Origin of the sequence: Shewanella sp. DAU305 (assembly GCF_026802235.1) — a bacterium.
Lineage (GTDB): Bacteria > Pseudomonadota > Gammaproteobacteria > Enterobacterales > Shewanellaceae > Shewanella > Shewanella baltica.
In genome coordinates this window covers 2,446,793-2,461,672 of the sequence record NZ_CP113808.1, presented here as the reverse complement: position 1 = coordinate 2,461,672, position 14,880 = coordinate 2,446,793, and the positions used below count along the sequence as shown (strand labels likewise).

At 46.6% G+C, this 14,880-nt stretch carries 13 protein-coding genes and 6 tRNA genes; 7 read left to right on the top strand and 12 right to left on the bottom strand.

Annotation, left to right across the window (positions count from 1 at the left end; genetic code table 11):
• A complete protein-coding gene (locus OX890_RS10495; protein ID WP_268650575.1) occupies positions 1-255 on the bottom strand; it encodes a glutaredoxin family protein in 255 nt (84 codons plus the stop codon).
• On the bottom strand, positions 248-2,377 hold the full coding sequence (gene rlmKL, locus OX890_RS10490) for a bifunctional 23S rRNA (guanine(2069)-N(7))-methyltransferase RlmK/23S rRNA (guanine(2445)-N(2))-methyltransferase RlmL (RefSeq protein ID WP_259541595.1): 2,130 nt from the start codon (positions 2,375-2,377) through the stop codon (positions 248-250). The genes OX890_RS10495 and rlmKL overlap by 8 nt, the downstream gene beginning before the upstream one ends.
• Positions 2,378-2,634: 257 nt before the next feature.
• On the opposite strand from rlmKL, the gene OX890_RS10485 reads away from it, so the two are divergent.
• The 6 genes from OX890_RS10485 to OX890_RS10460 all read left to right on the top strand — a co-directional run bounded on the left by OX890_RS10485 (position 2,635) and on the right by OX890_RS10460 (position 3,519).
• Positions 2,635-2,711, top strand: a tRNA-Met gene (locus OX890_RS10485).
• Between the two features lie 41 nt (positions 2,712-2,752).
• Positions 2,753-2,829, top strand: a tRNA-Met gene (locus OX890_RS10480).
• Positions 2,830-2,973: 144 nt separating this feature from the next.
• Positions 2,974-3,050: transfer RNA gene (locus OX890_RS10475), tRNA-Met, on the top strand.
• Positions 3,051-3,097: 47 nt separating this feature from the next.
• A tRNA-Met gene (locus tag OX890_RS10470) sits at positions 3,098-3,174 on the top strand.
• A 144-nt stretch (positions 3,175-3,318) separates the two neighbouring features.
• Positions 3,319-3,395, top strand: a tRNA-Met gene (locus tag OX890_RS10465).
• Positions 3,396-3,442: 47 nt separating this feature from the next.
• Positions 3,443-3,519, top strand: a tRNA-Met gene (locus OX890_RS10460).
• Positions 3,520-3,703: 184 nt separating this feature from the next.
• Here OX890_RS10460 and OX890_RS10455 read toward each other — a convergent pair.
• The 10 genes from OX890_RS10455 to OX890_RS10410 form a co-directional block, all read right to left on the bottom strand.
• A complete protein-coding gene (locus OX890_RS10455) occupies positions 3,704-4,117 on the bottom strand; it encodes a hypothetical protein (protein ID WP_006082079.1) in 414 nt (137 codons plus the stop codon).
• Positions 4,118-4,353: 236 nt separating this feature from the next.
• Entirely contained in the window at positions 4,354-4,845 is a 492-nt protein-coding gene (locus OX890_RS10450; RefSeq protein WP_268650574.1) for a GNAT family N-acetyltransferase, read from the bottom strand.
• A 436-nt stretch (positions 4,846-5,281) separates the two neighbouring features.
• Positions 5,282-5,881, bottom strand: coding sequence for a recombination mediator RecR (gene recR / locus OX890_RS10445; RefSeq protein WP_006082081.1), 600 nt, complete (start codon positions 5,879-5,881; stop codon positions 5,282-5,284).
• A 12-nt stretch (positions 5,882-5,893) separates the two neighbouring features.
• Positions 5,894-6,223, bottom strand: coding sequence for a YbaB/EbfC family nucleoid-associated protein (locus OX890_RS10440; protein WP_006082082.1), 330 nt, complete (start codon positions 6,221-6,223; stop codon positions 5,894-5,896).
• 223 nt (positions 6,224-6,446) lie between these two features.
• Positions 6,447-9,875, bottom strand: coding sequence for a DNA polymerase III subunit gamma/tau (gene dnaX / locus OX890_RS10435; protein ID WP_268650573.1), 3,429 nt, complete (start codon positions 9,873-9,875; stop codon positions 6,447-6,449).
• A 37-nt stretch (positions 9,876-9,912) separates the two neighbouring features.
• Positions 9,913-10,464, bottom strand: a complete 552-nt coding sequence (gene apt / locus OX890_RS10430; RefSeq protein ID WP_086010671.1) for an adenine phosphoribosyltransferase — start codon at positions 10,462-10,464, stop codon at positions 9,913-9,915.
• Positions 10,465-10,731: 267 nt separating this feature from the next.
• A complete protein-coding gene (locus OX890_RS10425; RefSeq protein WP_126491731.1) occupies positions 10,732-11,100 on the bottom strand; it encodes a YbaN family protein in 369 nt (122 codons plus the stop codon).
• A 354-nt stretch (positions 11,101-11,454) separates the two neighbouring features.
• A complete protein-coding gene (locus OX890_RS10420) occupies positions 11,455-12,201 on the bottom strand; it encodes an HvfC family RiPP maturation protein (protein WP_126491730.1) in 747 nt (248 codons plus the stop codon).
• Positions 12,201-13,070, bottom strand: a complete 870-nt coding sequence (locus OX890_RS10415; RefSeq protein WP_126491729.1) for an HvfB family MNIO-type RiPP peptide maturase — start codon at positions 13,068-13,070, stop codon at positions 12,201-12,203. Before OX890_RS10415 ends, OX890_RS10420 begins: the two co-directional genes overlap by 1 nt.
• Before the next feature lie 114 nt (positions 13,071-13,184).
• A complete protein-coding gene (locus OX890_RS10410) occupies positions 13,185-13,616 on the bottom strand; it encodes an HvfA family oxazolone/thioamide-modified RiPP metallophore (RefSeq protein WP_259580685.1) in 432 nt (143 codons plus the stop codon).
• 269 nt (positions 13,617-13,885) lie between these two features.
• Here OX890_RS10410 and OX890_RS10405 point away from each other — a divergent pair, with 269 nt between their 5' ends.
• Entirely contained in the window at positions 13,886-14,839 is a 954-nt protein-coding gene (locus tag OX890_RS10405) for a tRNA-dihydrouridine synthase (protein ID WP_011847064.1), read from the top strand.
• The last annotated feature ends 41 nt before the right edge of the window (positions 14,840-14,880 follow it).

Sequence of the window (14,880 nt, the reverse complement as noted above, 5' to 3'; positions counted from 1 at the left end):
CTAAGCTCCTGTAAACTCTTGTAATTGCGTTGCGTTAAATGGCCAATGTAATTCTCTATCATCCCAGGCTTTAAGCACAGGGATCGATACGCCATAACGCTGCGCGAGGTATTCATCGTCACATATATCTATGGCCCGATAGCCAATGTCGGCCGCGGCCAGTAACGCCGCGGCCAGTTCACACAGATGGCAGCCATCTGTGTGATATAGCAGATAAGTCCTGTTATCCCGCTCTGCTTGAGTCAACTCAGGCATGGGTGATAAGCCAGGTATTATGGATATGTGGATTACGTTTGTAGTCCATAGGCAAAGTCATGTCATCAATGTTCGTCACATTAATGTTCATCTTTGTCAGCGTCTCTATGTCCATCTTAAACTTACGTTTATTGTTAGAGAACACTAGCTCTCCCGTTGGGCTGAGCAGTTTCACTAAGGATGCCAGTAAGTTCACATGATCCCGTTGCACATCAAACGAATCTTCCATGCGCTTAGAGTTTGAGAAGGTCGGCGGATCGATAAAAATCAGATCGTACTGTTCATTACAATCCCTAATCCACTGCATGCAGTCAGATTGAACAAACTCATACTGCTTACCTTGCAGGCCATTGAGCGCAAAGTTGTCCTTCGCCCAAGCGATATAGGTATTGGACATATCTACCGTCGTTACCGACTTAGCACCGCCAAGCGCTGCATGCACAGAAGCAGAACCTGTGTAAGAGAACAAGTTCAGTACGCGGCGACCTTTAGACTTTTGACCGACTAAACGACGTGTCAATCTGTGATCGAGGAACAAACCTGTATCCAAATAACCGGTTAAGTTCAACTTGAACTTAGCGCCATATTCGGTAGTGATAAGCTCTAACTTGCGCTCATCCAGCTTTTGATATTGACTCGTGCCCTTTTGACGCTCACGCGTCTTCATGATCATCTTGTTAGGGTTGATGCCAATAGCCGACGGCAGGGCTAATAACACATCGCTTAAACGACGTTTAGTCACGGCTTCAGGTATGGTCGCTGGCGCCATATACTCTTGAATAATCACGTAATCTAAATACTTATCTACTGCGACGTTATATTCAGGAATGTCGGCATCGTAAATACGATAGCTGTCGATGCCTTCTTTCTTCGCCCATTTCTCTAATAACTTGGCATTCTTCTTAATGCGGTTAGCAAAAGCTGGGGCAATATCGGCAATGTCGACGCCATCTGGTAGCACTGGCGTATCACGGCGAGTACTGTTGGCATGTAAGGTATAGATGTTAAAAGCACATTCAAGCGCGCCGTTAAACATCTTCATTTGTTTATCGGCTTTAAGCTTTAGCGATGACACCAGTTCGATATCACTACACAGCATGGCCACTTTCCAGCCGCCAAACTCTTTCTTAAACTTGTCGCCCAGCTGATAGTAAAGCTGCAATAACTCAGACACATTGCCTAAACGCTCACCATAAGGTGGGTTAGTGATCAAATAGCCGCTTTCCGCAGGCGGCGCTATCGTTAAAGCATCCGCAACTTGAAACTCGATTAACTCCAGTACACCGGCATTTTCGGCATTACGTTTCGCCAACGCGACTAAGCGCGAATCGATATCAGAACCGTAGAATTTAATCTCGCAACGTTTCACGCCTAATGAAGCACGCGCTTTCGCTTCTTCAACGATTTCTTGCCACACGGCTTTATCATGGCGACGCCAATGTTCAAAACCAAAACGGCTACGTTGCAGACCAGGGGCAATATCGGCTGCCATTAACGCCGCTTCAATCAGCACTGTACCGCTACCACAGAAAGGATCGAGCAAGGTTGAAGGCGCCGCTTGCCAGCCACTGCGTACGAGCATGTTAGCGGCTAAGTTTTCCTTCAATGGCGCTTCACCTGTGGTCGAACGATAGCCACGTTGATGAAGCGATGGACCCGAGAAGTTCATCGCAATCGTGATCACGCCATTACGGAAATGCGCATCGACTTTAAATTCAGCATCAACGCGAGATACATTCGGACGCTCAATATCATCGTCACGGAAACGATCGACAATCGCATCCTTAATCTTCAAGGCGCCAAACTGGGTATTATTAAGAAAACCACCCGTACCATGGAAATCGATACTAAAAGTACTTTTATTGGAAAAGTGTGCCGGCCAATCGACACAATAGGCTGCATTATAGAGTTGTTCTGCCGACTCGCAGCTTCCTTTATAGATAACCAACACAATGCGGCTGGCTAAACGTGTCCATAAAGTGATGCGATACGCTAAAGCTAAAGAGGCAGTGAAATACACACCAGCAACACTCTCTTTTACTTCAGTCGCACCAAATTCTGTCAGCTCTTGGGCTAAGCTATATTCAAAGCCCTTAGGGGCGGCGGCAAAAAAATTAAGCATGGGATAATCAGTACGCAGTCAAAATCAAAGCGACATTATACCTGCTCGGATACATAAAAGATAAACAGTTATTAGCCCAAGTCCCATTTAGTCACTGTCTTGACCTAAGATAATCGACGAAAAATCCCCAACTTATACGTAAATCGTATGAACCCCCCCCACTCCGCTTTATATTTAAGCGTTCACCACCTTTTTCGATCTTCGTCCTTGCAATGCCAAGGCGCTGCCGTTATAGTCTGCCCCGCTTTGAAGACGGACGCGGGATGGAGCAGCATGGTAGCTCGTCGGGCTCATAACCCGAAGGTCGTAGGTTCAAATCCTGCTCCCGCAACCAATTTAAAGCACAATAGTAAAGTAAAACAGATAGATATCGGACGCGGGATGGAGCAGCATGGTAGCTCGTCGGGCTCATAACCCGAAGGTCGTCGGTTCAAATCCGGCTCCCGCAACCACTTTCTATATGTGTTTATAACGAGAAACAGCTCATCGGGCTCGACTCATTATAAACAACAGGCGAAGGTCGTCGGTTCAAATCCGGCTTCGGCAGAAATTCTTAAATGACAGAATTAAAATAGTTATTCATAGCAACAATCGGACGCGGGATGGAGCAGTATGGTAGCTCGTCGGGCTCATAACCCGAAGGTCGTCGGTTCAAATCCGGCTCCCGCAACCAATTCTTAAATGACAGAATTAAAACAGTTATTAACAGCAACAATCGGACGCGGGATGGAGCAGTATGGTAGCTCGTCGGGCTCATAACCCGAAGGTCGTCGGTTCAAATCCGGCTCCCGCAACCACTTTTTTATGTGTTTATAACGAGAAACAGCTTATCGGGCTCAACCCTTTATAAACAACAGGCGAAAGTCGCAGGTTTAAATCCAGCTTCCGAAGCCAATTCTTAGATGACAGAATTCAAACAGTTATTAACAGCAACAATCTGACGCGGGATGGAGCAGTATGGTAGCTCGTCGGGCTCATAACCCGAAGGTCGTCGGTTCAAATCCGGCTCCCGCAACCAATTCTTAGATGACAGAATTCAAACAGTTATTAACAGCATTAATCGGACGCGGGATGGAGCAGTATGGTAGCTCGTCGGGCTCATAACCCGAAGGTCGTCGGTTCAAATCCGGCTCCCGCAACCAATTTAACCAGCATATGCTGGTTTTTTTGTATCTAAAATCAGTAATAACCTTCTTTAAAATCCTTACCAGATCAAAATTCTCCCTCGTCGGACTCAACTCTCTATAAATAGCGATCGAAGATCGTCAGTTCAAATCCACTTCAGCAACAGCATCCGAACTAAAAATTTAACCTGATTAGCTGACATCAATGCGTTTTTTGGATTTCAAATTTCGCCATGAAGGTGTCGGACAATATGACTCCTGCCATAGCACCAAAGGAAACGGTGAAAATCATGATGAAAGGTAGAGGTTTCAAATAAGCGGAAGTGAGAACACCTTGACCGAACCAGTGCAGCAATAGACCAAGGATCATGACGCCAAAAGCGAGCTTATTCGCAGCAAAAAACATCGGAATTTCGAACGCCCACAACGCTTTATTTTCCTTAAATTGAGCGAAACCGAAATAGAGATAAAGCAGTAATGCCACCATAGCGATCGCACAAACGCTGAGTGTATAGCTTAATTGAGATGTCCCAGCCAAGACTTGATAGCCGATACGAATGGCATAAATACCGACACCCAACCAAAGTATCAGTAGTGGCAATAAAATGAGTCCCATTTTTTATCCTTAAAAGTTGAGATAGACACACACTTAGCACCTAAAGCGAGCTCTAAAAATAGGCGCTTAATGCTATCCCAGACCTCAGTTCGTGAAGTGAGCGCTTGAAGTAAGTTCTTAGATTGAGCACTTAGCGTCAGATCCTATAGAAAGTTAGGACTTGGAATGAGCGCTTAGAGTCCATTCTTAAAGTAAATGCCTTAAGCAACCGTTAAAATAGCGCCAAGACCAGCATGCTACTTTATCCGCGCCATATGATACACACTGACAAACTCACCATTTCTAAAGGCAAAATCCTTCGACTCACCTTCAATCACAAAGCCAAACTTTTTATACAGACCAATGGCGGCATGATTATCAGTATAAACTGTTAATTCAATTCGTTTTATATTCATCCATTTATCGGTAAGCTCAAGCATAGCGTTAATCAAGGTGCTGCCAACACCGCGGCCTTGGTAGCTGTCTTTTACCCCCATTCCAAAGGAGGCAACATGCCTACGACGGGGTTGCTCGTACACCTCAAAACCCAACTCGCCGACAATTTCACCTTCAATCTCTGCGACATAGCGACTAATATGATTCGATGTTGCCGCAAGGCGTGACTCCCATTTATCGGTCGATGGCCAAGGGAGTTGTAAGGTACCCGTATAGGCATTTGGGCAGGCATATACGGCTTGAATGGCTGCGGCGTCACCCGTCTCTGCATGCCTAATCGTAATCTTTTCCAATGAGTCCCCTCCATGGTTTTCTAATAAAAAATACCTGTCCGGTTCAACGTACACAAATCTAAACCCACGAATTAGCTTAGGCACAAAGGCGCGAACACTGTGGTGAATCGTAACTTAGCCCGCTCTTATCAAACCGACTTTACGGATGAAGCTCGCATAAGACAAGTATGAAATTTAAAAAACTATTGATAAACCTAGTTTTTATATGGGTAGATATCAATTGAAATGAGGATTGAAGCACAGCGCTATCTCCACGGCCCTATCACCACAACCCAGCCTCGACATCTAGGTTGAAACACTGAGCAAATAAAAACCCGCTCAAGATAGGTTCTTGGCGGGTTTAAGGGATATCGCGACAATTGAGTCGAGTCGAACAGTTCAGCATTTAAATTAAGCTAATATAATCAAACTAACTAAACTGAGTCACTGTGTTCTGTTAAAGCGGTAAACGGCCATTGAATGACAAGGCTAACGTCGTGCTATCCACATATTCAAGCTCGCCACCAACGGGCACGCCGTGGGCGATGCGACTGATCATCACCTTATGGCGTCTGGCCATATCAGCAATAAAATGCGCTGTTGCCTCGCCTTCTACCGTCGGATTGGTCGCTAAAATCAACTCGGCCACATCACCCGAAGCCAAGTGGCGCTCGAGTAACGCTAAACCTAGCTCTTCTGGCCCAACACCATCGAGTGGCGATAAATGACCTAAAAGAACAAAGTAGCGACCGGTGAAATGTCCACCCGCCTCAATGGCTAACACATCGGCCGGCGTTTCCACCACACAAATGGTGGAAGACGTACCGCGTTTATGGCTAGCACAAATCGGACAGAGGGTTTCTTCAGTGTAGGTTCGGCAAGACTGGCAATGACCGACGTCACTCATCGCACTGGACAGCGCACTGGCTAATTTAAGCCCTGCTTTTCTGTCGCGCTCGAGTAACTGAAACGCCATACGTTGCGCCGATTTAGGCCCAACCCCAGGTAAACAACGCAGGGACTGAATTAACTCATCTAACAGTGGACTAAATTTCATCGGCTATCTCAATTAAAATGGCATTTTCATGCCAGGAGGTAATTGCATACCACCAGTGACTTCGGCCATTTTAGTCTTTTGGTTTTCTTCGATTCGACGGGCAGCGTCATTACAAGCCGCAGCAATCAAATCTTCCAGCATTTCTTTGTCGTCTTCCATCAGGCTTGGGTCGATTTCGACTTTACGCACTGTGTGCGCGCCAGTCATGGTGACTTTCACCAAACCTGCACCAGATTCACCCACCATTTCCATACGGGCGATTTCTTCCTGCACTTTGGCCATTTTTTCTTGCATCATCTGGGCCTGTTTCATCAGATTGCCCATACCGCCTTTTCCAAACATAGTCTTTTCTCTTCTATTAGGGTTAGTCGCAAGCATTAACGCGGCTAATCTTACTTAAATAAATGGGATTGGCAATCAATGCCGTTATCTTGTTAATAAACTTATGATCTCGATGCCGAGTTTCTCAGCAGCATCACTATAAATATGCACTTTGCTCTCAAATTTAAACCACAAGGTTACAAATTAACGACGAACATTTTACCCAAGGGCTCGTCAATCATGGTTAACTTGCTGCCTCAGTTAACTCAGGTAACGCTTGTATTTGCTGACTGCGTAAATTCAACAACTCGGGCGGATACACTAAACTGTCGGCATCGAGTTCGGCGCCCATACGTTGGATCAACCATTGCACATTGTCATCATGGATCAGTGATTGATGCGCCTGTTGCAGCAACTCTTGGTGGAAACGTTTACGTAACTCTAAAGGCGTTTCCCGCTGCGCATCGATTCCTATGACCACTTGTACCCGTCTTGGGTTCCCGAGCGCAGCACTTAAGGCTTGCTCGAGCTGTACTATGGCAACATCGGCCGCAAGATGCTTCTGATTTGGCTTAAGCAGCAGCGGCAAAGGATCGCTCTGGGTTTGGCAAACGGAATTAACCGCCAGTTGCCGCACTCGCCCGCCGACCTCTAAACTCGCCATCAACTTGTACCAATGCAAATCTAAGGGATGACCGCTGATCGGAAGTGTACTAAGCGCGACTTCCCTCTCCTGCGTACGTTCAACAGCGCTAGCCGTCTGAGTCAGTGCAGTCTTGCTAGCTGGCGTTACCGCGGTAGCTTGCACTTTCTCTTGATGCCTTGCTTGAGTTTGAAGCGCTTGTGACTTCGAACCTGAATCCTGTTCGGCACTCTGGGAGTCATTACCATCTACCGCATTATTCTGTCCGTCATTGGCAATGTTGCTAGCCTCTAAAGATCCTTGGCCACTGCTGGCAGAGTCATCATTTATATCAGAGCCTTGAGCCATCACAGCATCAGCGATATTAGTATTGCCGCTATCAACCTGAGTCGTTTCGATAAGCTCAGCTGTTGACGCTACTTCTGGCGCAGCCTCCCAAGGTGGACGATCATATGCTGCCGGTTTGACTGGATCAGCTGGGACAGAACTAGATGCGCTTGCAACCAAAGGCACTGATTGATGCAGAGCAATGGGCTCAAGATCTAAATCAAAATCATCATCGAAATCTATTGTTAAATCGGGGTCTAAATCAGCGGCGGGATCGACAGATAATGACGCACTTGTCTGACTTGCATCACTTTTACTGGCAGGTTTTGATAAATTGATCCCATTGGCTTTACTGTTTGGTGTCTTTAATTTTGAGTCCAGTGACGACTTTTTTTCATCACCGTCCTTAACACTTAAGGCATCAAGATCTGATAACAGTGAATCCCGCGCCGCCAACACCGCCGAGAGAATATCATCATCGGCTAAGGATGCGGAGGCTGGTGTTGGAATTGAAATTGGAGTTGGTGTCTGAGGAGACACTTGAGCCATTACTACTGACTGACTATCAACTGAGCCTTGCATGCCTACAGCACTTTGGATACTTGCTGCGCTTTGAACATCAGCAGAATGTTGAACACTATCTGAGTGTTGAACATTAGCTGAGTGTTGAACATCATCAGGCACAGCATGAGAGTCAAAGCTGTGATGAAAATCATCGTCATTGTAAGAGCCGGAGGAGAATTCAACATAAGCATCTTGATAGGAATCGAGCGGTGCTGACTCTTGGGCATAAGCTCCCATCGCTGGATATGAATGCTCGGCTTCAGTTCCATAGGGACTATGTTCATCAAGCCCATTTTGCTCAAGCGTGTTGTTAGCGGTGGGATTGTTATCCAGTGTGTTCTCAGCTGCGCTGTTGTTAACAGCAGGTGTTGAATCAACAAGCGTTTCAGCCATAGCTGGATTAACAATACTCGACTCGGCAGTTGCCCCAATTAATTCAGGAACTTCACTATTATGAGCATCAAGACTGGCAACCGATGCTTCAATGTCAGCAACGGGTTCAGAAATGTGTATAGAAGGCGCTTGAGCGGTTGATACTGTTTGAGTTTGAGGCTCTACCTCAGCATTAACTGTGTAAGCGTTTAAGCTGTCAGCGTTAAATCCCTGACTCTGCGCCTGACTTAGAATCACCGCCTGTTCGGCAATTAATGCCGCATCCGCTTCGAGCTCAGCATCAAGCGCCTGCTCTACAGTATCTGCTGGCTCAATTGACGCTTCAGCCGTTGTAACGGCGGCCGCTTGCGCGGTTTCAACATGCTGGTTAGCACTAGTTAGCTCAATTAATGCTGTTTTTTTTTCAGCAGGCACTGTTTGAGTGGTATGCGGTTCAGTGCTATGTGGTTCAGCAGTATGTGTTTCAGCAAACTGTTGTTCATTTACATGAGGAGCTTGCACAGCAGCAGTTACCGCAACGGGCGTTTGCCCTTCGGGTAAACGGATCTCTGCGACCGCATCTGGCTGCCAACGCTTTACCGGCTTTTCTGGCACAAATGCGACAGCGCGTAACAGCGCCATCTCAAGACCCGATTTAGGGTCTGGTGCATGGGGTAAATCTTTGCGGCCCGTTAATAAAATCTGATAATAAAGCTGCACTTGCTCCGGCGTAAGCTGCTCGGCAAAGGCGCGAATTTGCGCGCTATACAAAGATTGCTGCGCGGCCGCGGGGGCAAATTGGGTCAAGGTAATTTGATGTAACAGTTCAAGTAAACTGCGCAGTACTTCTTGGGCATCGGCGCCGTACGCAAGCACTTGGGCACACGTATGCATTAACACGCCAATATCGGCATCGGTTAAGGCTTTAAGCAAGGCAACCACATGCTGCTCATCAATACTGCCCAGCATAGTTTGCACTTGAGTGAGCATCACATTGCCGCCACCAAAGGCAATCGCTTGATCGGTCAAACTCAAGGCATCACGCATACTGCCATTGGCGGCTTTGGCAAGAAGCTTTAGGGCTTCAGCCTCAAAGGGAAGCTGCTCTTGGGTCAAGATATGATTGAGCTGAGTGCTAATTTCGCCTTGGGTCAGGCTTTTTAAATTGAATTGCAAACAACGGGATAACACAGTCACGGGCAGTTTCTGTGGATCAGTTGTCGCCAAAAGAAATTTAACGTGTTCGGGGGGTTCTTCTAAGGTTTTGAGCAGTGCGTTAAAACTGCTGCGTGACAGCATATGCACTTCGTCGATGAGATAAACCTTAAAACGGCCACGGGTCGGACGATACTGCACATTGTCTAACAGCTCACGGGTGTCATCGACCTTAGTGCGGGACGCGGCATCGACTTCAATTAAATCGACAAAACGGCCTTGAGCGATTTCCACGCAGCTGCCGCAAGCACCACAGGGAGTCGCTGTCACGCCTTGTTCGCAATTTAAGCCTTTGGCAAAGAGTCGCGCCAAGCTGGTTTTACCGACACCGCGCGTTCCCGTAAACAGGTATGCATGATGTAAGCGCTGCTGGCTTAACGCATTGGTCAAGGCATGCAAAACATGGCTTTGGCCAACCATTTGATCAAATGTGGCAGGGCGCCATTTTCTGGCTAACACCTGATATGACATGGAACTCCCCAGAGTATGTGATACAAGAGCGGGAGCATGCGCCCCGAGAACTTTGAAAGATAACATGCCATGATTTGACATGCCATCAAACTATCCCAAGGCGCCTTTAGCTGCAGATTTATTCGCCTTCAAACTCACAAAGTTTAACCAACTCAAGCCCTAAAGCGGTTAAACGTGCTTCACCACCTAAATCAGGTAATGAGATCACAAAGGCCGCATGTTTAACTTCACCGCCCAGTTGGCGAATGAGTTTAACGGTCGCTTCAATAGTACCGCCAGTCGCGAGTAAATCGTCAACGACTAGCACTTTGTCATTTGGATTAATCGCATCGGTATGAATTTCTAGGCTATCGTGACCGTATTCCAGTTCATAGCTTTGGCTGATAGTCGCACGCGGTAATTTACCCGGTTTACGCACAGGCACAAAACCCACACCCAATTCTAAAGCCAGCGGCGCGCCGAACAAGAAACCACGAGCCTCAGTGCCCACAATTTTGGTAAAGCCTTGGCCACGATAATGTTCAACTAACAAGTCGATGGTCGCTTTATAGGCGGCTGCATTCTCAAGCAAACTGGTGACATCTCGAAATAAAATCCCTTCCTTAGGATAATTAGGAATCGTTTTAATGCTTTGCTTTATCAAGGATAAGGTTTCTGTATTCATAGCCATCATATTTACTTAATAAGTTACTTAATCAATTCACCAACCTAGCGTTGGCGGTATAAAACAAAACGTCCACACTGGGTGGACGCATTGTCGAAAGTCGGACAAAGCTTATGCCGCTTTAGTTTTAGTTGCAACAATCACAACGCACAAGTGATGGAAAGGTTATCAATTTGTGCCTTAGATCAAACCCTGTCGGCACAGTGTTACATCCCCTCACCCATGACGCGGCGAAAACGATTTGCCACACATTGAATCCATAGTGTCGCTCAATCATCCCTCTATTTCAGGGATCCCTTTGAGATACCAGAGTAAGACGAGTGCCATCACGAGCAGCAAACCTTTTACCCAAACGATAGGCACCACAATAATGCTGACACTAAAACTCAGCGCGCTGACGACCATGGCTTTGCGTTTCAACCCCTTACGCATTGCTCGCTGCTCTTGCCACTGGGTTAAGGCATCGGCAAACCAAGGATGAGTCATCAACCAATGGTGTAAACGTTCACTGGAGCGGGCAAAGCAAAAAGCGGCAAGCAAGATAAACGGCACGGTCGGTAGCAAAGGCAGCACAATACCGAGTAAACCCAAGGCTAACGCGGTTAAACCTAACAATAAAAATAATCCGCGCTTTAATACCATCGATTTACTTACCCTTTATCGGAAAAACAAAAGCCACTCTAAGAGTGGCCAATAGTCTATGCGCTCGAGATTAACGCTCGCTTAAATTAGACCTAAGTGCTTTAACCAAGACAGGCTTGCTGGCAGAGTCGGCAACAGTAAAACTAAAATAAAACCAATAAAATACAAAAAATTAAATGGGTCTTTGAACGGCTGACTACTCATTACAGCTCCTCTAGTATGTGCAAGTATAAGTGCGCAGGAATCGTACAGTGATTGAGATCACAAAACGGCCGACATTGTAGCGGTTTGTCAAATTAATAAAAACCCTCTAACTGTAGGGTTATTGCATTTATTTCGGCAAGAATCCCCACCTTAAGACTGACGACCGCGCACTATCCCTTTGGCCACTAATTGCTCGAGTAACTGAGTACAACCTTGCGCAATAATCTCTGGCGCCATTTTAGGGTAAGTGATTGTTAACCAATCAAGTATCTCTTTAAAGCTCGCTTGGCCTTGAGCTTGAAGAAATGCCAGCACCTGTGCACTTAAGGGATTTAACTGTAGGAAACACACTTCGCAATCGGCATCTTGATAGAGACAAAAAAACACTGGCGTATCGAGTTGTTGCTGCGGACGATAATCATGACGAATGTGCTGCACCTCAAAATGATACTGCGCCACCCTCGCCGTCTTCGATAAACATAAGGCCTGCATCGGAATTTGCGCTGGGCTAAGTTGAGATTCATCCCCACTCGCCTGTGCAACCGCAACAGCTAACTCTAGCCATTCATAGTGGGCTAATTCGAGCATAAAAACAGGATCATTTGCCGTGGGCTGATATTCTTGCTGTAAAAAATCTAAAAACTCGCCTGCAATGTCGATAAAAATCGGCGATTGGCAATCATGTTGACTAAAAAAGCTTTGCACTAATGCCAACCACTCTTCCTCAGAATACAAACTTTTCAGCACGGGAAAGCCATTCGACACAAATCCCAGCACATTATTGAAAAATAACTCGCGGTAAACCTGCATGCGCCGGACATCAGTATCCGCGGGCAATGGCCGAGACGGATCGCGGATATAATCGATAAAGGATTGCTGCACTTGCTTAAAATCCATTAGGCGATCCTCTTTACAACATGAGAGCGATTTTGAATATGGAAGCTGGGCGCCGCCGCTTGATAAGCGTGGATTTGATTTAGCTCGAGCAACAATTCAGCAGTTGTAGGCACATTAAAGTCACGCTCAAGCAAAGTCGGCTTTACCCCATGTAAGGCATAGCAACGTTGCAACAGTGCCCAAACGGGATCGTTAATGGCGGCGCCATGGGTGTCGATGAGTAAATCTTCAGCTTGCTTGTAGTGCCCAGCGATATGCAGATAAGCGATACGCTCCGTCGGCATGGCCTGTAAAAAGGTATCTGCATCGTATTGATGATTTATCGAGTTCACATAGATATTGTTCACATCGAGTAGCAGCTTACAATCGGCTTCTTGCAGCACAGCATTGACGAATTCAAGTTCGCTCATGTGCGCGCCGGGGGCGGCATAAAATGACACATTTTCTAAAATGAGTGGCCGCTCTAAAATATCTTCGACTTGCTTCACCCGCGCCGCCACATGTTTTACCGCTGCGTCGGTAAAAGGGATCGGCATGAGATCGTATAAGTGACCTTGGCCTGAGCAATAACTTAAGTGTTCGGAATAGACTTGGATTTGGTGTAAATCCATAAAGGTTTTGATGTTTTTTACAAACGCGAGATCTAAGGGCTCGGGGCTACCAATCGATAAGCTCAAACCGTGGCAATAGAAAGTATGTTGCTCGGTCAGTTCACGAAATTGACGGCCAAACTTACCGCCTAAGGTCATCCAGTTTTCTGGTGCCACTTCAAAAAAATTAATCGCTTCTGGCACCGATTCACAAAACTCACTGAGCATTTCTCGCCGTAAGCCCAGCCCTACCTGTGCCGCATTTTTTTGATCATTCATAGAACCTCACGAACGCTTGCTGTCATCGCTTTAGGATAAAACAAAAGAGACCAGCGCGGGCTGGCCTCTTAAGACTCAATAACCCCCATCACTGCGGGATCAGTACAGTCGGATTTATTTCATTTCTTTTTTAACGGCTTCAGCTTTAGCGTCAACTTTCTCAGCGGTTTTCTTCATATCCGCGCCACATTTCGCTTCACCACACTTACCTTCGTGTGCTTTCGCCATCGCGGCTTTTTTAACATCGGCACCGCATTTCGCTTCGCCACACTTGCCTTCATGGGCTTTATCTGCAGCCGCTTTTTTCATCTCGGCGCCACATTTAGCTTCACCACATTTGCCTTCTTTGGCTTTTTCAGCGGCAGCTTTCTTCATATCTGCGCCGCATTTGGCTTCACCACATTTGCCTTCTGAGCCGACAATTTGATAACCCGCATCCATTGCTTCAAAACCAAACGGGTTGGTTTGGGCATCGACAGCAAAAGCTGAACTCATGACGACTGAACCTAAGGCTACTGCAACTGCTGTTTTTTTAACTGAATTCATAAATAATCCCTTCTTGTTTATTGAGTAATGTTGACCAACAACAGTAGAAGTAGCTGGCTTACTGCAAAAGACCTGCCCTGTTTCAATTCTATTGCAAAAAAATATCACTAAATCACAGAAATGGTCAAAATATCCTGCTAGGACAATCAGTTTAGCGTGGATTTTATTTATGAGTGCGCCTATTAATCCGCATTCACTCAGCCACTTTGTAACTTAAGGCCGATAAGGTAGAATGCTCGCCCTTTGCAAATAGATATGGGTTTACTGCAGTGCGTGTGATTTTGGCTCCAATGGAAGGCGTAGTAGACGCTTTGATGCGTGACATTCTATCGACCATCAATCCCTACGATTTGCTCGTCACCGAATTTGTGCGTGTGGTAGACCAACTGCTGCCTGAAAAAGTCTTTCTCAAACTTTGTCCTGAGCTGCTCAACAACGGCAATACCCCTTCGGGTACGCCAGTGCGAGTGCAGTTACTCGGCCAAGAGCCCCAATGTATGGGCGAAAATGCCCTGCGGGCGATTGAACTCGGTTCACACGGTGTCGATGCCAACTTTGGCTGTCCGGCTAAAATAGTTAACCGCAGTAAAGGTGGCGCCGTATTACTGCAATATCCTGAGAGTGTGCACGATATTGTCAAAGCCATGCGTCAAGCGGTACCGAAAGAACATGCCGTGACCGCTAAAATACGTTTGGGCTACGAAGATAAGTCACTGTTCATGGAAAATGCTATCGCAGTGTATGAAGCCGGAGCAACTGAGCTTGCCATCCATGCGCGCAGTAAAGTCGACGGCTACAGACCGCCCGCCTACTGGGAATACATCACAGAAGTACGCAAACGTTTGCCTATCCCGGTGATCGCCAACGGCGAGATTTGGAACAGCGATGATGCTAAGCGATGTATCGAAGTCACCGGCTGCGACAGTATTATGATCGGCCGCGGGGCGATTTCATTGCCGAACTTGGCCGATACCATCAAGACAGGTGCAACCCCTTATACTTGGGCGCAAACCTTAGGGCTGATGCTCAGTTATACCCAAAGGGAACTCAATGGCCGTAAGAGCGACTATTATCCCGCCCGAATCAAACAGTGGTTTACCTATCTCAATCGTCAATATCCCGAAGCCGATACCTTGTTCAGAGAGCTGCGCGTGTTTAAAACCACAGAAGAAATCGTCGCGGTATTAGAAGCTGCACAGCGAAACTTAGGTAACGAATCATAGAAGAGTGAGCAACCACAGAACGACGGCCAACCATAAAACTG